Source organism: Microcoleus sp. POL10_C6, assembly GCF_036701585.1.
In the GTDB taxonomy this organism is placed as follows: domain Bacteria; phylum Cyanobacteriota; class Cyanobacteriia; order Cyanobacteriales; family Microcoleaceae; genus Microcoleus.
In genome coordinates this window covers 53342-75246 of the sequence record NZ_JAUBRB010000009.1, presented here as the reverse complement: position 1 = coordinate 75246, position 21905 = coordinate 53342, and the positions used below count along the sequence as shown (strand labels likewise).

Below are 21905 nucleotides of genomic sequence, written 5' to 3'. Positions count from 1 at the left end.
TTAAAATTTATCCACAAAAATTATTGAATACTTAACCAAACTTGTTTTCTTTGAGCTTGTTACATGGAAAAAAGTTGGGCATTTCGCAAACATTTTTTTTCCCCAATTCCCTCTCCAGCCAGTTATCTGAGGTTCGTAAAATAAGCTTTGTAAGGCAAGTATTAAGGAATTTGTTCATCGGCAAAGTCCGATGAATAAATTTTTCACTAGGAACCAATTTGATGGTAATTATAATTACCTAGCCAACTACTTAGCGCAGCGAAAACCAGCAATAATTTGCCGCACGCCCGGATAGTACCAATTCCGAAAGGTCGATCGCAGTGCCTGCGGAAAAGTCGCCCAACTCCCGCCTTTCAAAACCCGGTGTTCTCCATCAAAATAAACTTGAGAATATCCCCTGTAAGGATAACTTTCAAATCCCGGATAGGCGTCAAAAGTTGAAGCAGTCCACTCCCAAACATTGCCCAACATATCATAGCAGCCTGCGGCACTTGCTCCTTTGGGAAAGGCATCAACTGGCGAGGTATTGGCAATATTATTGCCGTGATTGCACAGGCTGCCGTTTGGCGGTTCTTCTCCCCAAGGATAGATGCGATATGTTTGATTTTTGGCATCCCAACTCGCAGCTTTTTCCCATTCTGCTTCCGATGGCAAACGCTTGCCAACAAAGTTGCAGTAAGCTTCGGCTTCGTACCAACTCACGCCGCAGACTGGATGGTTGTTGAAAGCTGGATTTTCTGACCAGTAAAGCGGTTGAAAGACGGCTTCGCCTTGCAGCCATTTCCAGCCGTCCGCTGACCACCAATCAGGGTTTTGATAGCCGCCGAATTCCATGAAATCTCGGTATTGACGGCAAGTGACGGGATAGCGATCGATCGAGTATGCTTCTAAATAACATAGGTGGCGCGATCGCTCGTTATCCAAAGCCTCAGCAGCATCGCTTCCCATGTAAAATTCCCCGCCCGGAACTTCAATCGCTGAATTGGGAATGGGGAATGGGGCATGGGGCATCGGGAATTGGGCATTGGGCATTAATATTCCTTCTTCTTTCTTCCCTCTTCCTTCTTCCTTCTTCCCTCTTTTTTCTGCCTTATTCCTGTGCATTTGCAACACGAAAGCAACAGTTTCGCAGTGCTGGCTTTCGTGCTGAATAATAAACCGCCAGAGACCTTCTTGCTCGTCGATCGGCGCTACTTCCAAATAATCGAACACCTTTTTTCTCACCTCGTCCAGATATAATTCAACTTCTGGTAACGTCGGCAGAAAAACCCGTTGTTTTTTGGGCAAAATATCAGCAGCAAACAGTTGGTGATACTGAGGAAAGACAGGTTTCAAGCCAGCGCACCGTTGCAACAGCCACAAATCCTCAGTATAAGCAATGTGACCTAAGTGCCAGCCAACTGGACTGAAATCAGGATGAGCTTGACGGCAAAAAGTATCATAATCGATGTCTGCAAATAGCTTGAAAGTGCCGCTGCGACACTGCTGCAAATCGCGATAAATTGCCTTTCTACAAGATTGGATAGATTTCGATATCACGCTCTACTCCGGTACTGATAATGCTCTGGACTGGGCACTCGTGCCAATTGCCTGCAAATAAAGGTTCAGAAGCAATGATGACAGAATCCGGGAAATTTAAATCGTCCCGCAGCCAATAGAGGGAAGGAGGGGTTTTTTGGGAAGCAAAGCGAGAGGCAACAAGCTGGTGTCCGTCGCTGATAATTATATTAGCTGAAAATTCTACTTGGTGAAAGTTTGCTAGCTCTGCCACAGTTTTCAGCGTGTTTTGCAAAGCAGCTTCTAGAGTCACATTGGTGGCTGTCAATTCATTGACAAACAAGCCGAAAATATGCTCTGAATCTGTAGTACCGTTAATTGATTGATAAAGCGTATCGCTGAGTCGATCGCGAATTGGTCTGTAAAGAGTTTGCCGAAAATTCTTCACGAAGCCGTTGTGTACGAACAGCAGGCGATCGTTCTGAAACGGCTGACAGTTGCTCAAATCTACAGCTTGTCCTGAAGTTGCACTGCGAACATATCCGATCGCGCATCCAGATTCAACGTATCGACTGATACTCGGAAGGTTAATGTCGCTCCAAATTGGCTGTACATTTTTATAGGTAAACGGGTCAGTATCTAGGTGCGGGTGATACCAACCAATACCAAAACCGTCAGCATTGAGTAGACCAGAAGTCATTTCGCGGGGCTGGTAACTCTGCACAATTAGGGAATGTTCCGGCTTGTACAGAATAGCATCAAGTAAAATCGGCTCCCCTAGGTAGCCAAGCAAACGGCACATAAAATTTTTGCAGCAATTTGATTAGCATTGTAAGTCATGAGCCGAAAAATTGCCCGATCGCGCATCTTCAGCGCTGGAAGGTTTTTTGTAGCCCGCTGCCAGCATCGCAGTACAAACGATACAGTTAAGGTATAACCCCTGCAACACAAGGAGACTCTTGAATGTTCATCGACGAACTCATCCCAATGGCGAAAGAATTGATCGAACAGCCGATCGCCTTCGCGGGCGGATTTTTATCTGGCCTGCTTCGACTCAACCTTCACGAAGATCCCGTTAAAAGCTGGATCGACGAGCAAGCTGGTTCAACTTCCTACACTACTCCCCCAGCCGAACCCACCAACGGTAAAAGCACGGGGCCTCAGTCAATCTCGATCGACTAAGGAAAAGCAGTAACATCCTCCCAACGCCAAACTGATTACAGTTATGGCGTGGGCTTCCAAACTTCACAGTTTGGCTTTTCGCGTTTTTCCCTTATGGGATTTGCACACTTGGCTAGATTGAATTGCTCAGTCCCCGCTAGAAAATCTGCACAGACACAAGCGATTCCCGTATAGCCTTTCTCAGATTGATGAAGTACAATAACAGCAGTTTGTAAACCAGTTACAAGTATTTTTCTGAGAAAGTTGACGAAATGCAAACTCGATAGCATTTCCTAATAATTGGGCATTTGTTGGGTTGAGAAAACTGAAATTATTTTTAAGTTTTGACCCTAATTTTTCCGGCTTATGATAAATCAGGCGAAGGGGGCGACAAGTATATTACTTTCGCCCTTTTTCTTGATTACTTATTTTGCCTCTTTGTATGACCCTTTTCTATCACTACCAAAGCATTTTTCCATGGTTTAGGTATGTTGTCAGAGCCTAAAAGTATCAAACTTAATTTATTATTTTCCTGATTAAATTAAATTATGTTAGAACTTTATTCAACGTTACATATAGTGTTTATGAAAACTTTTCAAACACGTTTGTTAGTTTTGTTTCTCGCCCTTGAACCTTTTAATGATAGAGTTAATAAGGAAGTTATTCAAGAGTGGGAGCATTTTTATTTTAAAGGGGGTTTATAAAAATGAATTCAACATGATGACAACCAAAAAGCTACCGTAACTGCGTCGTCACCCAAAACCGATAGCGACTTTCAGGATCGGGAGTTCCCGATCAATTAATTACTACTTTTAAAAAATAAAATCTCCAAGGTAAAATCCTAATAGGTACTTGCTCTACCTGAGAAAAGCTATAATATACAAGATATGTTGAGGATGGCAGCGAGGATAACTGTAGTAGAAGGAAGCAGAAATAGTATGTTGTTGAGAAAAATGAATTTACAAACCAGACTGATCGGCGCCTTTCTGATTATGGGACTTTTAGTATTGTTAGTTGCCTGGGTAGGAGGTAACTCAACATCTAATCTCAGTCAACACATAGATACTATAGGTAAAAATAATTTACCGAGTATTGAAGCCTTATGGAAAATTAACGAGGGACAAACCCAAATTGAGTCATCCGAGAGAGCGCTAATTAATCCGGCACTCACTCAAGCAGAAAGGCAAGATGCCTTAAACACAATGGACAAGGCTTGGCAGCAGATTCAAGATGGGTTTAAAGAATACGAAACCACTCCACGTACCTCAGATGAAGACGCCCTATATCAACAAATGCTTAAGTATTGGGAGAAGTGGAAGCAAGCAGATCAAGAACTCCTGCGAATTAATCAAGAATTTGAGAAACTGGGAATTTTGAATCCTTTGGGCTTGCAGCTAAACCTAATTACTCAAGGTAAAAGGAATTCGCCAGAAATGGCAAGAGCCAAAACAGCTAGTAACCTTTTGAATAAACTTAGTCAGCAATCTAAGCTAATTCGCCTTGAATTTATCAAGGCAACAAAAGCAATTTTAGCCGTATCTGCATCCAACAAAAAGCAAGCCGACGACGCTTATACAACCGCAGAAAATGATATTAGTAAGACTCAAGTAGCTGTATTTTTGGGGATGACAGTTGGACCGCTAACAGCGATTGGTTTAGGAATAGCTTTAAGCATAGCGATCGCCAAACCTTTAGATAAAGCGCTGAAAGGTATTATTAATATGATTGTCAGTTCTTCTACCGAGATCGCTGCGACAATTGAGCAACAAGAAAGTATTGCTGTACAACAAGCTGCTTCTGTTAATCAAACAACTACCACAATGGATGAATTGGGCGCATCATCGAGGCAATCAGCTATGCAAGCCGAATCAGCCCTTGAAAATGCCAGTAATGTCTTAAATATGGCAGCAGAAGGCAGTAAAGTAGTGCAGACAACCCAGCAGGGAATGTTGAGTTTGACGGAAAAAGTCGGAGCGATCGCCGATCAAGTTTTACATTTGAGCCAGCAAACCAATCAGATTGCTAATATTACCAATTTAGTCAGCGATTTGGCAAATCAAACTAATATGCTGGCCATTAACGCTACAGTGGAAGCAGTACGCAGCGGAGAACAAGGAAAGGGGTTTGGGGTGGTGGCGACGGAAATTCGCCGACTGGCAGATCAAAGCAAAACATCGTCGGATCAGATTAATGATTTGATAAACAGTATTAAGAATTCCATTAATAAAACAGTGATGGTAACAGATGAGGGCAAGAAAACTTTAGATAATAGCCTAAAATTGACTGAAGGTACGGCGGATAATTTTAACAATGTTGCTAATGCTATTAACAGTGTTGTTGTCAGCAGTCAGAAAATTTCTCTGAATACCAAACAGCAGGCGATCGCTATTGAGCAAGTGGTAGAGGGGATGAATGTTCTGAATAAAGGAGCAACGGAAACAGCCCGCGGTATTACCCAAAGTCGAATTGGGACTCAAACACTTAACAAAGCTGCTTTAAATCTCAGATCCTTAGTTTAAATGAAAAAAGTAATATCCTAAACTGGGGATTAAACAGATGGAGATAAAAATTTCCCAATTCCTCATTTCCAATTTGCAATTCCCAATTTTGCCCAAGGATTGAAGGTGACATCTCCCCGTTTAGGAAAGGGGTGGGGAGATGTGAAGTAGGTTTGCTCAAAGGGCTGTCTAGATGTGTATAGCAATTCTCAAGTTAATGAGGTACAGATGTAAATTTTAGATTAAAGAATAGAAGAAGTGGGGAATTGGTAATTAACTGCCAAGTACCTCACGAAAGTTAAAAACCGCTATATCAACGATGTGGTCTAGAGCAACCTAATATATTATACCTTGTTACTCGCTTTATTTCCGAAGATGCTTGGCGATGCGTCGCCCACCTATCACTGATCTGATTAAAATCAAGTATTGTTCAGGGGTGGGATTCCTCGCCGCCCCAAAACTCATATCCTGACGCGCCCTGCGGATCAGTGAGGATATGAGTTTTGATTAAGCTAACTATTGCAGCCAGTACCAAGGGTTGGTCAGTGCGGCAAACCCTTTTAGTCAGAGTCGATCGCCCAGTTGTATGCTAGATAGCACTTGACAATTAAATTAAAAGGTTATTATGTATAGCACAACAAGTTCAGTTCGATCGACATGACTATCTACATTGGAAATCTGTCTTACCGCGCCACCGAAGAAGACCTGAAAGCAGTATTTGCAGAATACGGCACAGTCAAGCGAGTTGTCTTGCCTACCGACAGGGAAACCGGTAGGATGCGCGGTTTTGCATTTGTTGAGATGATGGAGGATGCCCAAGAAGACGCTGCAATTGCCGAATTAGACGGTGCAGAGTGGATGGGGCGCCCCCTGCGAGTGAACAAAGCTAAACCGAAAGAAGAGGGAAATCGAGGCGCAGGTATCAAGAGAAACGACGGATATTAGTCTGCGATGCGGCGGTTGACATCCTCTCGAAACCCACCTGATGCACCAGTGCGCCAGTAGCGCCGAATTGCAAGCAGCAGTTGATTTTGGGGATGAAATGTCAAATCCGCTGCACAAAACATCGATTCTTTATGGGCTGGACTTGATTCATAACTTTTTGAGAAAGACAGAATTTATGCGCGGTAGTCTAGAAACCCGATTTCTTCCGCGATACCTCGCTGCTAAGAGCAAAATTTATCAGGAGAAACCGGGTTGATGAGCATTAATCTTAGAAAGAGTAAACTCGCCCTTTTTCATCAATATAAACTGATCTGTCTTGCCGAGTGCTGCCGTCTGATCTGGTGATGCGAATCGTCACAATGTTTGTCTGCGAGTCAACGTTATAGTCGTATTTCAAAGTTGTGGTTCCTCCGGTGGCATTAATCGGAATATTGGCAATGTCGCCGGTGCGATTGCTGATACGAACAATGATGTTTTTGCTGGTTCCGACGGGCAAGGATGACAAGCTGCCACCTGATGGACCGTATTCTAGGTTTAATCCTGTTTCATTTAACAGTCTGAGGGTAATGTTGCGAGTATTGTCAACCTGCGCTTGAGGTTGCCAGAATCCGGGTTTTTTGCCACCGTCAGTTGCAGGTTGAGATAATGCTGGGTGAGGATGCAGAAAGGCCAGGGCGGCAAGTATTGCTGCGGTTGCAATAATTTTTGATTTCACGGTTTGTACCTCCATGTCAAGAATTGGTGATATTTCTATCCTAGCTTTAAAATCGGATGTTAGTGGAAGGAAGAAGGAAGAAGGAAGAGGGAAGAAGGAAGAAGGAAGAGGGAAGAAGGAAGAAGGAAGAAGGAAGAAGCAATAAAAGGAATAAAAGCAAGGGTTTGAGAAATTAAGAATTTCCTAACCGTCAGGGCGGTTGCTAGATCTACTCAGAAACCAGGTTTCTGTAGTTGTTAATATTCCTGGACGCACGGGTTCTCTAGAAATCCGATTTCTGAGCGGGTGGCTGCTTACCAAAGCCATGATTTAGAGTAGAAACCGGACTTCTGGGGTCAAGTGCGTCCGGGAGTGGTTAATTGTTAATTATCGATCGAGCGAGTTCTAGGAGTAGGCGCTGTTCGGCGCGGACGATCGCCCTGCTAGTTTGTTCTGCAGCATCGACATTGACCGAAATAGACGAAATCCCCCACCGCACGAAGGATTCAACTGTATCGGGATACAATGCGGGAGCGTCGCCGCAGATTGAGCAAGGAATGCCGGCGGCCCGGGCCTGTTTGATTAATTGTTCGATCGCCCTCATCACTGCTTGATCGCGCCCGTTGAATGCACCTGCTACCTGGTCGGAGTTGCGGTGAATTCCTAACAGCAATTGGGTTAAATCGTTGGTGCCGATGGAAATTCCTTGAACTCCGGCTTTTACGTAATCTGGCAATAAAAATAACACTGAAGGAACTTCCGCCATAATCCATAGTTGAAATTCGGCTGAGCGGTTTTTCCAAATAGTTTCTAAGCGCTGGCGACAGTAGATAAACTCCTCAACCGATCGCACGAAAGGCAAAATTAAATTAACATTGGTATGGCCTGACTCGCAGACTTTTTGAAGTACGCAGAGTTCCCAATCAAATAATTCCGGTTCAAAGGTATAACTGAAACTGCCGTGGTCGCCTGACTCGCGTAAATCGAGAGAGCGATAAAATATTGGCCGCGGCGAAATGGCAGCAGCAAATAAACTGAGGCAATCCGCCATGCGATCGACAAATTCCGATTGGCGGCCGTCTTGTAGCCAAACTTTGGGGTTTTCACAGTCCAAAGCTTCTAATGCCATTAATTCAGATCGCAGCAATCCGATGCCGTCTATTGGCAGATTTTTGAGGCGGTCAATCGAACTTGTTTGGCTGACATTAACTAGCAGTTGAGTCGCCGTTGGTGGGCCCCAAACATATTGAGTAGACTCAGATTGTCGAGATTTAGACGCCCAATTGGACGATCGATCGGAGGTAGAAGATTGGTGCTTGGCTATTGACATTTTCGCTGCTGTACTGTATACATTTGCCTTTTTTGCTGTGTCCCGAAGTCGGCTGCTGTCTCCTGTCTCGATCGCATCCTGTTGGGCGAGGGCAAAAACTTCTCCGCTATCGCCGTCTACCAAAACCGAATCGCCCGAGGCGATCGCCCGCGTCGCCCCGGTCACTCCCACAACGGCGGGAATCCCCAATTCTCTCGCTAAAATGGCGCCGTGGCATGTCATGCCTCCTTGTTCCGCAATCACTCCAGCAGCAATCTTCAGCCAAGGCAGCCAATTCGGCTCGATTGTCCGGGCTACCAAAATGCCTCCGGCTAAGAATTCCGCGTTTTCTGGGTGGGAATTAGTCATAACTTGGGCAATTGCTTCGGCTTTTCCTGATGCTGCTGCCACACCTCTGAGTATGGCAGGAGTTCGGGCTGGGGCGATCGAGTTTGGGTGCGGGAGGGATCTCGAATTTTCCTCTAGTGGCGCGACTTTTTCCCCTTTGACAAGACGAACTTGAGTGAAATAAAACTGCGCTTCCCCGCTGTTTGCTGTCTGATTTAGCGTCCACTCGAAAATTAAATCCGAGTCAAATTCGGCGATCGCTTTTTTACTCAATTCAATGATTTCTTGCAGTTGCGATTCCTCTAAAACGTATTCTGTTTGTGCTTCCTCTCCCAGCGCTAAAACTTGCACGCAACAATCAGCAAAATCAGGAATTATAAATGGAGAATCGGGAATTGGGAAAGCAGCAAACTTGCCCAGTAGCAGTTTTTTTTTCGGTTCACCATCGCCGACTTTGAGATTGTAGGCTAATGTTTTGTAACCGATCCGCTGGAATTTAACCGCGCTTGTTTCTGGCTGCACTTGATAGTAATCGGGGATGGTTTCTCCCCTAGCGAGGGACAATCCCAAACCGCTGGTGGCTTGGATTTCCCACTGTGCACCCGCCTTTATTTTTACCTCGCCCGCGGCGATGGCTTCTTGAAGTGGCTGCACCAAAACTGCGGGATTGATTTGCTGTACCCGCAGACCGCACCGCTGCCAGTAAAATAGACTTCGGGCTCTGAACATTTCTGCCCAAGCTCGTTTGAGTCCGTCCCCAATGGCTTCGGGTTCTGCCCGTACTGCCTGAGACGCCAGAATGCCGACTGTTTTCGGGTTCCAGGAAGTCAGGGAAGGGCGAAAAATTAAGGCTGTGGAGTTTAAGTTTGACTTGGAGTTGAGTTGAGAAACAGCAGACTCTAGGGTGGAGAGCAGTGAATCTGGTAGTTTGCCGGCGAGGATTTGGTGGCGGATGCTGCGGGCGATCGATTGCAGTTGTCTGGGTTCATCGACATTCAAGTGCAGTGAAGAGTGTGGCCAGTCAGCAAACAGCGGTTCTAGGCACTCGATCGACTCTAAAAACTGCCAGAATGTGGTAGCCGGTACGACAAAACCCGGTACAACAGGATGATTTTTCTGGAGCAAACAGCTCAAGTAAAATGCTTTTTCTCCCACTGCATCTCTGTCTGAAGGTTGAATTTTGTCTAACCAGTAGAGGTTTTTCACGCTGCGAGCCTGTCGGTGGAAACTGATTGAAGTTGAGAGTTTTTCCCATTAATCACTTACGACAATTTTAGGATGAACAAGCGAAAATGGACGGGATTAGTCAAATCTTTTCTCAATCTATTTCTTAAGTCTAACTGTCCTCTTTGTCAGCGACCGGCCGCCGGAGAGTTTTGTCCGTACTGTCACAAGCAACTTCAGCGATGTCAGTTAAGCGATCCTGGTCGATTTTGGCATTCAGAGCAGCGTGTTTTTGTGTGGGGTGAGTATGGCGGGGCTCTCAAACGGGCGATCGCAGCTTTGAAATATGACGGCAATCCGCAATTAGCAAAACCTCTAGGCGGCTGGCTGGCAGAATCTTGGCTGAGTTTTCCCGAATTAGCTATAGACAATCTAACAGTTGTACCGATTCCCATGCACAAAGAAAAGGTCAAGGAGCGCGGTTTTAACCAAGCAGAACTGTTGGCTGAAAGTTTTTGCGAGGTGACTGGTTTGCCTTTGCAGCGGCACGGTTTGGAGCGGGTGAAAAATACTCAGGCTTTATTCGCTCTGACGCCACAGCAGCGGCAAGCGGAAATGAAAAATGCTTTAAGTTTGGGGAAAGATTTTCGTCGTCGCCTCCCGCGCGATCGAGTGCTGTTAGTTGATGATATTTACACTAGCGGTACTACGGTTAAGTCGGCAATTCAAATATTGAAACTGTCGGGAATTTCGGTTTATGGAACTGTGGCACTTGCAACTCCGAATAAGGGCGATCGATAGGCTATTTTGTCTTTTAGTTTAAAAATGTTTGTAGTGAGGACATGATATTAATCAGAATTTGCTAACAAGATTTTTTGGGGAAAACGAACCGCGAAGACGCTAAGGACACGAAGGAAGAGAAAGAAGAGAGAGAGTTTAGGCCGAAAGCGGGAACTGTTTGCTGATGTTCCAGCGGCTGCCGTCGTGAAGTAGTAAAGTTAATGCCGAAGCGGTAAACTCAAAGTGGAGCGATCGCCCTGCAAATTCCAACCAAGCCGCTTGAAAATTCTCCTTAGTTAAATCGCGAAACGCTACTGTCATGTGCGGTACAAATGCGCGAGTCTGAGAAACTCGATCGACTATTCCCAAATTTGCCTCCATATAACTCATCAAATCTTTGTGAATCTCCAGCAATTCGGGTGATTTGACAACATCAGCGTAAATGACGCGGGGCGCGAAAGCAGCAAAACCGGATAGAGTAACGGGAATTGACAGCCGATTTGCCGAAAACTCCTTCAAACTTTCCTCTAATTTGGGAACATCGTCTGCTAAGCATTCAAAAAGAGGTTGCAGCGTGATGTGTGGCGGCGAATTCAAAGCACCGCGGCTGTTGTAGGAGGCCACAAAATACAGTTGAATCTCAGTAATCTGCTGTTCAATATCGGGAGGCGGCACTAGGGCAATAAAAAATCGCTGTTTTGACTGGTTCATCGGATAACATCGCAGTTAAGAAAGGATGGTGCAAAATGGAATATAGAGCATTTACCCTAGATCCCATTGCTGATCACCCATTCCCAATCTAAAATATAAAATCTAAAATCCCCAATAAAAATGCCTTGGTTTGTCAAAATTGAGCAAGGAATTGTCGAAAAGCCTGTCTTTGACCAATACGTGCCAGCTCACAGAGCTTATGTCCGAGAGTTGATTTCTAAAGGACACCGAGCGAAAACTGGCTACTGGGCGCGGCGGGGCGGCGGTATGTTGATGTTTGAGGCGGATTCGATGGATGAGGCGAAGGCGATCGTCGCTGAAGACCCGCTGGTGAAGAACGGTTGCGTTATTTATGAAATTTATCACTGGTGTGTGGTTGAAGAATAAATAACTGTGTTATACTCATTTATGAACTGGACCCACGCGATTCCAACGCCCAAATCTTGTCAGGACCGGAAGGTAGCAGCAACACGGGATGCTTGTAATAGGCGTGGTCTCCGGTTCACCCAGTTTTATGAGGTGTAGCTCCTATGCCTGGTTTCGGAGATATTTTACAAAAAGCAGTTTACCTTGGTGTCGGGCTCGCTTCCTATGCGGGTGAAAAAGCTGGCAGCAAGTTAACTGAATTACGCACTGAAGCCCAAAAGCTGGCAGACGAATTGGTGAAGCGGGGCGAGATGTCCACGGAAGAAGCTCGCCGCTTTGTTGATGACATGGTGCAACAGGCTCAGCAGCAGCCCCCCGTAGCCTCGGCTGGGAACGAAAAACCCGCTGAACCTCGGCGGATTGAAATTGTTTCTGAGGAAGAAGATGTCTCGGCAAAAGATGCTAAAGAGACAGGCGGCGTAGACAAGCTCCGCGAACAGGTGCAGAATTTACAAGAGGAATTGCGGCGGCTGAAGCGGGATTAAGCAGGAAAAAGCTCGCTCAGCAAAGCATGAAGGGAACTCAGGATAATAATCTTGAGTTCCCTTTTTGAATATCTGCCCTCTCAGAGGTGGACGGATATCAGGCAATAGGTAATAGAATTGAAAGTAGGTGCAAGCACTTCACTTGAGGCTGGCTGCACTTGTCTGTAAAATATTTTGTAATAGCAAGCTGTCAAATTCATGGAAGATTGGTCTAAAGATTTTTTTGGAGTAATGGAAAATGCTGTTTCTGAAGTAGAGCATTTTTTCACCGAAATGGGCGAAGAGTTTGTCGAAATGCTGGACGTTTTGGCAAAAATGTCGGAAGAGTTTACAGAACAAGTACAAAATAATCTGATTAACGACATAGACGGTTATTTCAATGAATTTGACGGTTTATTTAATGAATTTATCGAACCGATAATTGAAATTTGCCGCGACTTCGACCCGGAGTTTGATGAGATAGATTTGTCGATGGTTACTTATGTAGACCCTTCGCCGACGCAGCAGCCGGCTTGTCGCGGTTGTCGCAACTATCACGGTCAAGTTTACGGTGGCAATTTGTTGGTTTGTGCGATGCACCCTACTGGTGTGGAATCGGAGAGTTGTGCGGATTGGGAAACAGACGGCGATGCAGATTTTTAATGACCCAGTTGAGTTGTTGAGGGTTTAATGGCTTATGGTAACGTCAATTCAGTCTCCGTCAAAGATTTCTCTGGAAGAGTTTCTGCTATTGCCAGAGACTAAGCCGGCTAGCGAGTATGTTGATGGTCAAATTTATCAAAAAGCTATGCCACAAGGAAAACACAGTACGTTACAATTCGAGTTTCCATCTGTTATTAATCGAGTTGGCAAGCCGCAGCAATTAGCTTATGCGTTTCCAGAATTGCGCTGCACTTTTGGGGGGCGTTCTATTGTTCCAGACATAGCAGTGTTCGAGTGGCCGCGCATTCCTCTGAATTCTCAGGGAAAGATTGAAAATAGGTTTGAAATTGCGCCGGATTGGACAATTGAGATTTTATCGCCGGAGCAAAGTTCAACTCGCGTAATTAATAAGATTCTGTTTTGCCTCAAGAATCATACTAAATTAGGTTGGCTGATTGACCCGGAAGAAGAATTGGTAATTGTTTTTAAACCGCAGCAGGAACCTGAGATTAAAGAGAATGAAGATATTTTACCTGTACTGGATGTGCTGTCGGATTTGCAACTTTCGGTGGCAAATTTGTTTGAGCTGTTAAGTTTTAATTAGAAATGAGTTACAGTTGAGTCAGGGTAAGTTGGCATCTAACGGCATTTAAAGGTGAATCGCTCAACGGCTGATAATTCGCAATTTGGGTTTCCGAAGATGCCGCCATCGCTGCAATTGCGACAGTATCAGCGAGTGGCGGTTGCTAATTGGTTTGCGAATCAGGGACGCGGTACGCTGAAGATGGCGACGGGTAGTGGCAAGACGATTACTGCACTGGCGATCGCCACTGAATTATACAATAAAATTAACCTGCAAGTCCTGCTCGTAATTTGCCCTTACTGCCACCTGGTGAATCAGTGGGCGCGGGAATCGGAGAAATTTGGTTTAAAACCTATTTTGGCTTTTGATAGCGCCCGCAGTTGGCAGAATAAGCTGGCTGGGGGTTTGTATGAAGTGCGATCCTCTTCGAGGGCTTCGCTAACGGGCGAACGAACATTTCTCACAATCATCACTACTAATGCTACCTTAATGGGAGATAGTTTGCGATCGCAACTGCGCTATTTCCCAGAAAAAACCCTGATTATTGGAGACGAAGTTCACAACTTAGGCGCGCCGCGTTTAGGAGAAAGTTTGCCGCGCAATATTGGACTGCGACTCGCCCTTTCCGCCACTCCAGAAAGGCATTTCGACGAACAAGGAACCGAAGCTATTTTAGATTATTTCGGCCCTGTTTTGCAGCCTGAACTCACCCTGGCTGATGCTATCCGCCAAAAAGCATTAGTACATTATTTATACTATCCAATTTTAGTAGAATTGACCGAAGCCGAAACCCGCAAATATTCCTACTTAACTAAAAAAATTGGCTGGGCGCTTTGGGGCGATGAAAAAGTAGAAGAAAACGATGCTTTAACGACTTTATTAATGCAGCGAGCCCGGTTAATTGGGGCAGCGGCTAATAAATTAACAGCTTTGCGAGAATTAATGATTCACCGTCTCGACACAGCCCATACTTTATTTTACTGCGGCGATGGTGCGATTGAAGGAGGTGCCCGCCGAAATAACAACCGCCAACTAACAGAAACCGCGAAGTTATTGGGTTCAGAATTAGGCTACCGAGTTAACACTTATACTGCGGCAACTCCTTTAGCAGAAAGAGAACGATTGCGCCAACAATTTGAGAGTGGAGAATTGCAAGGTTTAGTCGCGATTCGCTGTTTGGATGAAGGCGTTGATATTCCAGCAATTCGCAATGCTGTAATTTTAGCAAGCAGCAGCAATCCGCGCCAGTTTATTCAGCGCCGGGGACGGATTTTGCGGCCGCATCCGGGGAAGGAAAGGGCAACTTTATTTGACATGATAGTTTTGCCTCCAGATTTAGGTCGGGAAACATTAGAAGTCGAGCGCAATTTGCTGCGAAAAGAGTTAAAGCGGTTCTTGGAATTTGCGGATTTAGCCGACAATGCTGGGGAAGCGAGAGTGAAATTGCTGCAAATTCAGAGGCGTTACGGGCTATTAGACATTTGACATTTATTAAGCTTCGGTTTATGTTTGAGAATAGAGAATTATTCGAACGCAGTTTGAGTTGCTAGTTTTTAATATTTGAAAAAAAATGACTGAAAATCTGCATGAAAATCTGATTATGGCTTTTAGATATGAAGATAGTGCGATCGCAGCCGTACCAAAAAGTATTTTAGCAGAAAATCGTTCTTCTTATCAAACTCATCAGGAATTGAGCGACGTACAGGAACCAATTACTAGCGCGCCGCCCGAAGTCCGACAAATTATCGAACGGGTATTAGAAATTGAAAAAGATAAACTGTACATGAGGGCTCCCCGCTATATTAGCGATGACATTTTGAAAGTTATTAAGGAAGCAATTGTATGAAACTGATTTCAATTAGTCTGTGCAATTTCCGGCAGTTTTTCGGCCAAACACCCGAAATTAAGCTGGCCTGGGGCGCGCAAAATATTACAGTGATTCACGGCAATAACGGTGCTGGAAAAACAGCTTTGATGAATGCCTTTACTTGGGGACTTTACGGAAATCTGAGCGCGGGTTTTACGGAAGAACAATCAGTAAATAAACGCGCTATTGCGGAAGCCAAACCGGGCAAACGAGTACCTTGTTGGGTGGAAATCGTGTTTGAACACGACAGCAAGCGCTACCAAGTAAGGCGCAGTTGTCATGCTTACAAAAGTCAACATAGTGTCGAACACAGCAAAGGCGAATTGTTTATGCAGGTAGCAAAAGATGACGGCCGCTGGATGCTACCGCCCCAGCATCCTGATGATATTATCGGACGAATTTTGCCGGAAAGTTTGCATCAATATTTCTTTTTTGACGGAGAGCGAATCGAGCAAATTGTCCGCCACGATAAGAAAGCAGAAATTGCTGAAGCTACTAAGGAATTGCTGGGAGTAGAGGTGCTGAATCGCTCGATTAGACATTTGGGAGATGCCAGAAAGTCTCTAGAAACAGATTTAAGAATGATTGGCAGTTCCGAAATTAAGAAACTTTTGAAAGAAAAGCAAAAATCTCAAAAAGAGGCAGAAGAATTTTTGCAAAGAAAATTAGAAATTGAGCAAGAATTGATTCATCAACGCGAGTTAAGAAAAGCAGTTAACGGTGATTTGCTGCTACTGGGCGGTGCCGCCGAATTGCAAAATTTGCGAGACGAATTGGAAAAGCAGCGCCATTTATTTAAGCAACAAATTTCACAAGCTACAGATGCTCTAAAACGCTCAATATCTATGCGCGGTTACGCGGTATTTCTGTCAGATGCGGCGGCTGAATTTGAAGTGATTGTCGGGGGTTTACGAGAATGTGGCTCGTTGCTTTCGGGGATTCAGCGGCCGTTTTTGGAAGAGTTATTAGCGCAGCAGCGGTGTATCTGCGGTGCGGAATTAGTGGAGGGTTCTGAATCTCACCAACAGGTTAGCGGTTGGATAGATAAGGCAGGTGTTGGCGATGTGGAAGAAACAACTATTCGGATTAGCGATCGGGTAAATGAAATTGATAGGCAAGTGGCTGATTTTTGGGAAGAAATTGACAGACAGCAAGGCAATATCAGTCGCGACAGAACCGAACTTTCTCGGGTGGAAACGCAGTTAGACGATATTCACAACAAGCTGCGAAATTTTCCTGAAGGCGATGTCAGCCGCTTACAAAAGCGCTTGGATGAAATTGAGGCAAAAATTGGCGATTTGCACCGGGAAACAGGCTCTAACCAGCAGCAGATTGAGAGTTTGAATGCGTCGATCGCCAATCTAGACAAGCAAATCGATAAGCAGCAACTGAATGAGCAAAGGCAAGTATTAGCCCAGCGCCGGATTGCTGCGGCTCAAGATGCGATCGATCGCCTAACTGAAGTGCGATCGCGCTTAGAAAAACAGTTTTGTTCTCAGTTGGAAAAGCGGGTGCAAGATATTTTCAGTCACATTTCTTTTACTCCTTATATCCCCAAGTTGAGCGATAAATACGAACTGACGCTAGTAGAAAATACGTCGGGACAAGACTCTTTGGTTGCCGCTTCTACAGGAGAAAATCAAATTCTCAGCTTGTCGTTTATCGGCGGGATTATTGAGGGCGTGCGGGAGTGGAGTCAAAAAAATACTTTGATGGGCCCGGATAGCAGTACGTTTCCAATTGTTATGGATTCTCCCTTTGGGAGTTTGGACGAAATTTATCGCAAGCAAATTGCAAATAAGCTGCCGAAATTGGCGAATCAATTGGTAGTTTTGGTGACCAAAACTCAGTGGCGCGGAGAAGTTGCTCAAGAGATGGAAAGTTGCACAGGCAGGGAATACGTCCTGGTGTACAATTCTCCGAAAGCTGATTGTGAAGAAGATGCGATCGAACTCGGGGGGACACGCTATCCTTTAGTTAGGCGCAGTCCAAATGAATTTGAATATACGGAAATTGTAGAGGTGGATTATGACTTCTAATTCGGCAATTACGCAGGTTTTAGAAACAGATATTTGGGTGAAGGCGACGTGGGAAGAGTTTCTGAATTTTGCTGAGGATTCAGCATGGGAAAAGGGCAAGTTTTATTACTATCAAGAACACATGAGGGTAGAAATGTCACCAGTAGGGGCATTGCACAGTCGTCATAATTCAGTAGTTTCGAGAGTTGTCAATTTTTATACTGCTTTTAGAAATATCCGAATAGTGGAGTTAATTAATGCCAGTTTTCGCAAAACAGGTATTCGGGAATTTCAACCTGATTTGTCTTATTATATAGGTGCAGATTTTGAATTGCCTCGTCGCACAAATAGGCCAATTAATTTGAATGTGTTTGCACCTCCAGCTTTAGTAGTGGAAATAGGAGCATCTTCTAGTGCCGATGATTTGGGAGTAAAGCGTTTAATTTACGAACATTCTGAAGTCCAAGAATATTGGGCAGCTAATGCAAATACGAATGCAGTATTTGCCTTTGCTATTACTGCGGGAGGGAGTGGGACAATTCAAAATTCACTGGTTTTACCTGGCTTAGAAATAGCGTTTATTGAGGAAGCTTTGAACCGGAGTCAAACAGAAGATGATGGGGAAATTAATCGCTGGTTGATTCAAACTTTTAGTCAAGGTTGAAAGGAGTTTGACGTGAAAAAAGAGTATCATAAGTTGGTGCGCGATCGCATTCCTGAAATTATTCGCCAAAGCGGGAAGGAATGCGAGTTTGTAATTTTGTCGGAGGCAGAATACCGTCAAGCTTTGCTGCAGAAATTGATTGAAGAAGCGGGGGAAGCGGCCCAGGCCCACGAGGAAGATTTGGTGGCGGAATTGGCGGATTTGTATGAGGTGATAGATGCGGTGATGGCGAGTTTTGGCATTTCGGGCGATCGACTTTTGGCCGAACAAATGAAGCGGCGGGAAGCAAGAGGAGGTTTTGCACAAAAAATTATGTTGTTGCGGACATTGTGAAGTGCGATCGGTTTCAACCGGGCGTTACACAAAGGAAGTCCGCCTGTGCCGACTGTTGGATATTTGCGAGATTTATAATAGTTAGAAACTAGATATTATGCCAATGGCTGCTAACAAAATTAGAATTGCTAAAGATAAAGCGGAGTTAGTCAAATCATTAACTTTATCGGATAACAACTCCGCGCCATTTCAGACTTACGCTGATGTCATCGCCTTCGCTGCATCATTGGGAAAGCAGCGGAAAAAACGATCGCCTTTAGGGGAAATTTCTAAACGAGAACCGGGGGCGATCGATGTTGATATTTTTGTATCGAGGGGCTACGATATGGCGATTAAATTAATTGCGATCGCCGAAACCAAAAATCCTCAAATTCTCTCCCATCTCGACGAAAAATTGGAAGCAGAACGCTTGCATATTTTTGAAGAATATGCTAATGGGGGACTGGAAATTTTGCGAGAAGAGTTGCGGGGTGCGGCGGATTATACCGATCGCCTTTTGTTAGTTTTGATTTCAGAAAGAGACAACCAACATCGGTCAAATGAAGAATTTGATTTAAGCAAGTTTTTATTTTAATAGGTTCCCAATGAAGCACATCCCAAAAGATATAATCAAGAGCTGCTTAAAGGAATCTGCAAAATTTCTTGCTTACAGTTACTCAGCATTTATTATCTGCTATTTCATTCTCAAACTAATTTTTTGGGATAGACTGTGGATTGTTGGCTTAATTAGCACTTTTATTCCCTTAATTTTCTTCCCCACTTTCCTGATTGCCATCATCGGATTATTAATTATCAAAAAAAGATGGTTCACTATTATTTCTGCGATCGCCTGCATTTTCCTAATAAGTTGGCTGCACATTAAATACTTTTCTCCCGCACCAATAAATATTACAAATTCGCAGCCCCGTCTCAAAATTCTATCCCATAACGTCGGTTGGTATGCAACTCAGTCACCTACTTTATTTAAACTGATTCACCAGCAAAAACCAGATATTATATTTTTACAAGAAATCGTTAGGAAACATACCGAAAGAGCTTTCACCTGGTTAAAAGCAGACTACCCCTATCAAATTGGCACTCCCCCTGTAGGAATTCTCAGTAAATATCCGATTGTATCCAGCGAAATACTGCACTTAGCCGGCCATCGAGAAACGCAGCAACGGGCAATTATTAAATTTAACGAACAAGAAGTAGTGATTTACAATATGCAAGCTACCGGGCCGTGGTTTAAGAAATCGAGAATCGGGCGTTTTCTCAAAATTCCAGTTTACAAATATGGCAAACGGGCGCCTGAAATTCAAGACTTAGTGGAGCGAGTTGAACGAGAAAATCTGCCAGTAATTGTCGCGGGCGATTTTAATATGACAGACGAAACTCAAGACTATGACAGGGTGCAGAAAGTCATGCAAGATTCCTTCCGAGAATCTGGACTGGGGTTTGGTTTTACCTGGCCTAACGGTTGGGAACTTAAGTTATTGGTAAAAAGGTCTAATTGGAGATTAAATTATCCCGTTTGCCGGATTGATTATATTTGGTATTCAAATCATTGGGGTGCTAAATCTAGTTCGGTTTTGGAGGCAACCGAGTCCGATCATTTGCCTGTAGGAGCTGAACTTATTTTGTTAAAATGAAGCGGTGTAAGCCACAGCATCAACCAAACTTAAGATCGATCGCCTGCTCTTTGAAAACTCCTCGGAAAACTCCACTAATCAGGGTAATACTCACAGTACATAATGGTATAATTTAAATCTACCCGTGCCGAATTTGGTAACCAGTATTATAGACCCCTACTCGCAGAAGACCCCCTAGGCAGTGAAAGGGAGTGCAGGTCTCCTGGGAGGTTGAGATGAAGAAGTTGAGTAGGTGGCGATTAATGGCGCCACCCGCCATCGATCATTTCCTACCGAAGTGTAGCTATTGATTGAAGTCAAATTTTGGATCAAATCTATGTTGAACAGCTTTAAACTCAGAGGAAAAATGCTACTTGGCTACTCAGTGCCAGTAGGATTAATCGCAGGACTAGCGATCGGTGTCTATAGTACATCGCAAACAGTTAGTAAGAACTTTGAGGAAGCATTGCAAGCAGTAGAAGCTGCTAGGATGTCAGACTACATTGAATTGAGAGTATCAGAAATTGCCCGACAGTCAAGGGGTTATGCTCTGACCCTTGACAAAGAAGCGCTCGATCGCTACGAAGCGGGTGTCAAGAAGCTGAAGGAAACTGAAGATCAAGCCTCAGATCTGACTCACAACCTCAGCAATGAACAAAAAGAACGGATGACCAAGATGATTGAATTTTCAACCCAGTATGACAAGAGCGCCCGCAATCTGATTGAAGCGGCCAAAGCTGGTAACCGTAAATTGGTAATGGACACAGCAGAGAAGGGTGCAGAAAATCTCAAGGCTTTCGAGGCTGTTATGACGGAGTTTGACACTCAGCAAGCTAAGCTAGTCAAGCAGTCGGAAACTAACACCAAAAATGCGCTCGGTGTGTTGGTCATGATGTCGGTATTGGGTGCTGTTGCTTCTTTAGTTATTGCCTTGGTGGTGGCATACTTGATATCCACGGCGATCGCCAACACCCTCAACCAAACTGCCGGCGAAATTGCTAGCTCCTCGGCACAAATCGTCAGTGCGGTCGAAGAGCAAGAACGCACCGTCTCGCAACAAGCTAGCTCAGTGAATGAAACCTCGACCACGATGGACGAACTCGGCGCATCTTCGCGCCAATCGGCGGAACAGGCTGAAGTCTCTGCTTCAGGGGCACGTCACGCCCTCTCGCTGACTGAAGGCGGTACAGAAGCGGTGCGCCAAACTCTTGATGAGATGACTACCCTTAAGGACAAAGTGGGGGCGATCGCCCAACAAATTTTGCGCCTGAGCGAACAAACCAACCAGATTGGCAATATTTCGGGCTTGGTGGGTGACTTAGCTAATCAAACCAATATGCTGGCCGTGAGTGCCGCCGTAGAAGCCGCCCGTGCTGGCGATCATGGCAAAGGCTTTGCGGTAGTTGCTCGAGAAATTCGCAAACTTGCTGACGAAAGTAAGAAGTCTGCGGTCAAGATCGACAGGCTGGTATCGGAAATCCAAACGGCGATCGACTCCACCGTGATAGTCACCGATGAAGGCAACAAGACAGTGAATGAAGGCTTGTCCCTTGCCCATAGCATGGCAGAGGCATTCACAGGTGTGTCTAACTCAATCAACAAAGTTTTCATCAGCAGTCAACAAATTTCGCTGAATGCCAAACAACAAGCAGTTGCGATTAATCAAGTGGTCGAAGCGATGAATGCGATTAATCACGGTGCGCGGGAGACGGCTTCGGGTGTATCGCAAATCAAAGTCAGCACGCACCAACTCAATTCTGCTGCTCAAAAGCTGCAAGCAGTTGTTTGATCCTCCACCCTTCAGCATCTCCGTTCTCAAGGGGGACTTAACGAATTCAATCCCCCTTTTTCATGGCTGGTAGCGACTGTTCGCAAAAACTTAGCTAAATATTCCTAAAATTACTCAGACGACTGATCATCCGTCTCATTCCCGATCAAATCGGGAAGCAATATTTCTTGCTACGGGAAGAACAACAACCGCAATCCTTCTCTATTGCTGCTTGGGAATTCCTAAGACTCACCAAACGCGAGGCCCCGGTGTTGTTTTGGATTGCCAAAAATAATAGCAATGCCGGAATATAGCATTTCTCAGTTGAGTTAAGCTGTCGCGCATTTAAATTGCATATTTAAGGCGAGCGGGACGCCCACCCCACAAAACTTTGATTGTTTT

At 44.7% G+C, this 21905-nt stretch carries 23 protein-coding genes and 1 other RNA gene; 18 read left to right on the top strand and 6 right to left on the bottom strand.

The window, feature by feature from the left end; all coding sequences use genetic code 11:
• Positions 1–246: 246 nt before the first annotated feature.
• Complete coding sequence (locus QUA34_RS07470; protein WP_333385306.1) at positions 247–1539, bottom strand: ergothioneine biosynthesis protein EgtB; 1293 nt, start codon at positions 1537–1539, stop codon at positions 247–249.
• Entirely contained in the window at positions 1511–2299 is a 789-nt protein-coding gene (gene egtC, locus QUA34_RS07465; protein WP_333328296.1) for an ergothioneine biosynthesis protein EgtC, read from the bottom strand. The genes QUA34_RS07470 and egtC overlap by 29 nt, the downstream gene beginning before the upstream one ends.
• A 161-nt stretch (positions 2300–2460) precedes the next feature.
• On the opposite strand from egtC, the gene QUA34_RS07460 reads away from it, so the two are divergent.
• From QUA34_RS07460 to QUA34_RS07450, 3 genes are all read left to right on the top strand, one after another.
• The gene (locus tag QUA34_RS07460; RefSeq protein WP_333040721.1) at positions 2461–2679 is read left to right on the top strand and encodes a hypothetical protein; all 219 of its coding nucleotides are present in this window, start codon (positions 2461–2463) and stop codon (positions 2677–2679) included.
• Between the two features lie 932 nt (positions 2680–3611).
• Positions 3612–5177, top strand: a complete 1566-nt coding sequence (locus QUA34_RS07455) for a methyl-accepting chemotaxis protein (protein WP_333385303.1) — start codon at positions 3612–3614, stop codon at positions 5175–5177.
• A 636-nt stretch (positions 5178–5813) separates the two neighbouring features.
• Positions 5814–6101: an RNA recognition motif domain-containing protein gene (locus QUA34_RS07450; protein ID WP_015179076.1), complete on the top strand. Its 288-nt coding sequence runs from the start codon at positions 5814–5816 to the stop codon at positions 6099–6101.
• On the opposite strand, the gene QUA34_RS07445 is transcribed toward QUA34_RS07450, so the two are convergent.
• Together QUA34_RS07445 and QUA34_RS07440 are read right to left on the bottom strand one after the other, a co-directional pair.
• Positions 6098–6223 (bottom strand): hypothetical protein, encoded by a 126-nt coding sequence (locus QUA34_RS07445; RefSeq protein ID WP_333385300.1) that lies wholly within the window; start codon positions 6221–6223, stop codon positions 6098–6100. The two genes, QUA34_RS07450 and QUA34_RS07445, sit on opposite strands and share 4 nt — an antisense overlap.
• A gap of 146 nt (positions 6224–6369) precedes the next feature.
• Positions 6370–6816: a hypothetical protein gene (locus QUA34_RS07440; protein ID WP_333385297.1), complete on the bottom strand. Its 447-nt coding sequence runs from the start codon at positions 6814–6816 to the stop codon at positions 6370–6372.
• A 13-nt stretch (positions 6817–6829) separates the two neighbouring features.
• On the opposite strand from QUA34_RS07440, the gene QUA34_RS07435 reads away from it, so the two are divergent.
• Positions 6830–6961 (top strand): hypothetical protein, encoded by a 132-nt coding sequence (locus tag QUA34_RS07435; protein ID WP_333385294.1) that lies wholly within the window; start codon positions 6830–6832, stop codon positions 6959–6961.
• Between the two features lie 210 nt (positions 6962–7171).
• On the opposite strand, the gene QUA34_RS07430 is transcribed toward QUA34_RS07435, so the two are convergent.
• Positions 7172–9658: a putative PEP-binding protein gene (locus QUA34_RS07430; protein WP_333385291.1), complete on the bottom strand. Its 2487-nt coding sequence runs from the start codon at positions 9656–9658 to the stop codon at positions 7172–7174.
• Between the two features lie 72 nt (positions 9659–9730).
• Here QUA34_RS07430 and QUA34_RS07425 point away from each other — a divergent pair, with 72 nt between their 5' ends.
• Positions 9731–10417: a ComF family protein gene (locus QUA34_RS07425; protein WP_333328305.1), complete on the top strand. Its 687-nt coding sequence runs from the start codon at positions 9731–9733 to the stop codon at positions 10415–10417.
• Between the two features lie 135 nt (positions 10418–10552).
• Here QUA34_RS07425 and QUA34_RS07420 read toward each other — a convergent pair whose 3' ends face one another.
• Positions 10553–11107 carry a 2'-5' RNA ligase family protein gene (locus tag QUA34_RS07420; RefSeq protein ID WP_333385289.1) on the bottom strand — a complete coding sequence of 185 codons (555 nt, stop codon included), beginning with the start codon at positions 11105–11107 and terminating at the stop codon, positions 10553–10555.
• 120 nt (positions 11108–11227) lie between these two features.
• Here QUA34_RS07420 and QUA34_RS07415 point away from each other — a divergent pair, with 120 nt between their 5' ends.
• The 13 genes from QUA34_RS07415 (at position 11228) to QUA34_RS07355 (ending at position 21524) form a co-directional block, all read left to right on the top strand.
• Entirely contained in the window at positions 11228–11494 is a 267-nt protein-coding gene (locus QUA34_RS07415) for a YciI family protein (RefSeq protein ID WP_333328310.1), read from the top strand.
• A 23-nt stretch (positions 11495–11517) separates the two neighbouring features.
• An RNA gene (ffs, locus tag QUA34_RS07410) (signal recognition particle sRNA small type) lies at positions 11518–11614 on the top strand.
• A gap of 23 nt (positions 11615–11637) precedes the next feature.
• A complete protein-coding gene (locus QUA34_RS07405) occupies positions 11638–12018 on the top strand; it encodes a phasin-related domain-containing protein (protein ID WP_333056143.1) in 381 nt (126 codons plus the stop codon).
• A 198-nt stretch (positions 12019–12216) separates the two neighbouring features.
• On the top strand, positions 12217–12660 hold the full coding sequence (locus QUA34_RS07400) for a hypothetical protein (protein WP_333082395.1): 444 nt from the start codon (positions 12217–12219) through the stop codon (positions 12658–12660).
• 34 nt (positions 12661–12694) lie between these two features.
• Positions 12695–13264 carry a Uma2 family endonuclease gene (locus QUA34_RS07395; protein WP_333385286.1) on the top strand — a complete coding sequence of 190 codons (570 nt, stop codon included), beginning with the start codon at positions 12695–12697 and terminating at the stop codon, positions 13262–13264.
• 96 nt (positions 13265–13360) lie between these two features.
• Positions 13361–14728 carry a DNA phosphorothioation system restriction enzyme gene (locus QUA34_RS07390; RefSeq protein WP_333385411.1) on the top strand — a complete coding sequence of 456 codons (1368 nt, stop codon included), beginning with the start codon at positions 13361–13363 and terminating at the stop codon, positions 14726–14728.
• 85 nt (positions 14729–14813) lie between these two features.
• The gene (locus QUA34_RS07385; protein ID WP_333328317.1) at positions 14814–15089 is read left to right on the top strand and encodes a hypothetical protein; all 276 of its coding nucleotides are present in this window, start codon (positions 14814–14816) and stop codon (positions 15087–15089) included.
• Positions 15086–17149: an AAA family ATPase gene (locus QUA34_RS07380; RefSeq protein ID WP_333385283.1), complete on the top strand. Its 2064-nt coding sequence runs from the start codon at positions 15086–15088 to the stop codon at positions 17147–17149. Before QUA34_RS07385 ends, QUA34_RS07380 begins: the two co-directional genes overlap by 4 nt.
• Positions 17139–17792 carry a Uma2 family endonuclease gene (locus QUA34_RS07375; protein ID WP_333385280.1) on the top strand — a complete coding sequence of 218 codons (654 nt, stop codon included), beginning with the start codon at positions 17139–17141 and terminating at the stop codon, positions 17790–17792. The genes QUA34_RS07380 and QUA34_RS07375 overlap by 11 nt, the downstream gene beginning before the upstream one ends.
• A gap of 12 nt (positions 17793–17804) precedes the next feature.
• Positions 17805–18125 (top strand): nucleoside triphosphate pyrophosphohydrolase, encoded by a 321-nt coding sequence (locus QUA34_RS07370; RefSeq protein WP_333385277.1) that lies wholly within the window; start codon positions 17805–17807, stop codon positions 18123–18125.
• A 103-nt stretch (positions 18126–18228) separates the two neighbouring features.
• Positions 18229–18699: a DNA phosphorothioation-associated protein 4 gene (locus tag QUA34_RS07365; protein WP_333385274.1), complete on the top strand. Its 471-nt coding sequence runs from the start codon at positions 18229–18231 to the stop codon at positions 18697–18699.
• A gap of 10 nt (positions 18700–18709) precedes the next feature.
• Complete coding sequence (locus tag QUA34_RS07360; RefSeq protein ID WP_333385271.1) at positions 18710–19756, top strand: endonuclease/exonuclease/phosphatase family protein; 1047 nt, start codon at positions 18710–18712, stop codon at positions 19754–19756.
• 346 nt (positions 19757–20102) lie between these two features.
• Positions 20103–21524 (top strand): methyl-accepting chemotaxis protein, encoded by a 1422-nt coding sequence (locus QUA34_RS07355; protein ID WP_333385268.1) that lies wholly within the window; start codon positions 20103–20105, stop codon positions 21522–21524.
• Positions 21525–21905 lie beyond the last annotated feature (381 nt).

What these genes read in the sequence shown, in the direction of transcription:
- QUA34_RS07375 (WP_333385280.1), top strand. Translation starts at nt 17,139, where the DNA reads ATGACTTCTAATTCGGCAATTACGCAGGTTTTAGAAACAGATATTTGG.
- QUA34_RS07420 (WP_333385289.1), bottom strand. Translation starts at nt 11,107, where the DNA reads ATGAACCAGTCAAAACAGCGATTTTTTATTGCCCTAGTGCCGCCTCCC.
- QUA34_RS07400 (WP_333082395.1), top strand. Translation starts at nt 12,217, where the DNA reads ATGGAAGATTGGTCTAAAGATTTTTTTGGAGTAATGGAAAATGCTGTT.
- QUA34_RS07435 (WP_333385294.1), top strand. Translation starts at nt 6,830, where the DNA reads ATGTCAAGAATTGGTGATATTTCTATCCTAGCTTTAAAATCGGATGTT.
- QUA34_RS07415 (WP_333328310.1), top strand. Translation starts at nt 11,228, where the DNA reads ATGCCTTGGTTTGTCAAAATTGAGCAAGGAATTGTCGAAAAGCCTGTC.
- QUA34_RS07450 (WP_015179076.1), top strand. Translation starts at nt 5,814, where the DNA reads ATGACTATCTACATTGGAAATCTGTCTTACCGCGCCACCGAAGAAGAC.
- QUA34_RS07425 (WP_333328305.1), top strand. Translation starts at nt 9,731, where the DNA reads ATGAACAAGCGAAAATGGACGGGATTAGTCAAATCTTTTCTCAATCTA.
- QUA34_RS07355 (WP_333385268.1), top strand. Translation starts at nt 20,103, where the DNA reads ATGCTACTTGGCTACTCAGTGCCAGTAGGATTAATCGCAGGACTAGCG.
- QUA34_RS07390 (WP_333385411.1), top strand. Translation starts at nt 13,361, where the DNA reads ATGCCGCCATCGCTGCAATTGCGACAGTATCAGCGAGTGGCGGTTGCT.
- QUA34_RS07360 (WP_333385271.1), top strand. Translation starts at nt 18,710, where the DNA reads ATGAAGCACATCCCAAAAGATATAATCAAGAGCTGCTTAAAGGAATCT.
- QUA34_RS07460 (WP_333040721.1), top strand. Translation starts at nt 2,461, where the DNA reads ATGTTCATCGACGAACTCATCCCAATGGCGAAAGAATTGATCGAACAG.
- QUA34_RS07385 (WP_333328317.1), top strand. Translation starts at nt 14,814, where the DNA reads ATGACTGAAAATCTGCATGAAAATCTGATTATGGCTTTTAGATATGAA.
- egtC (WP_333328296.1), bottom strand. Translation starts at nt 2,299, where the DNA reads ATGTGCCGTTTGCTTGGCTACCTAGGGGAGCCGATTTTACTTGATGCT.
- QUA34_RS07380 (WP_333385283.1), top strand. Translation starts at nt 15,086, where the DNA reads ATGAAACTGATTTCAATTAGTCTGTGCAATTTCCGGCAGTTTTTCGGC.
- QUA34_RS07405 (WP_333056143.1), top strand. Translation starts at nt 11,638, where the DNA reads ATGCCTGGTTTCGGAGATATTTTACAAAAAGCAGTTTACCTTGGTGTC.
- QUA34_RS07455 (WP_333385303.1), top strand. Translation starts at nt 3,612, where the DNA reads ATGAATTTACAAACCAGACTGATCGGCGCCTTTCTGATTATGGGACTT.
- QUA34_RS07365 (WP_333385274.1), top strand. Translation starts at nt 18,229, where the DNA reads ATGGCTGCTAACAAAATTAGAATTGCTAAAGATAAAGCGGAGTTAGTC.
- QUA34_RS07395 (WP_333385286.1), top strand. Translation starts at nt 12,695, where the DNA reads ATGGTAACGTCAATTCAGTCTCCGTCAAAGATTTCTCTGGAAGAGTTT.
- QUA34_RS07445 (WP_333385300.1), bottom strand. Translation starts at nt 6,223, where the DNA reads ATGTTTTGTGCAGCGGATTTGACATTTCATCCCCAAAATCAACTGCTG.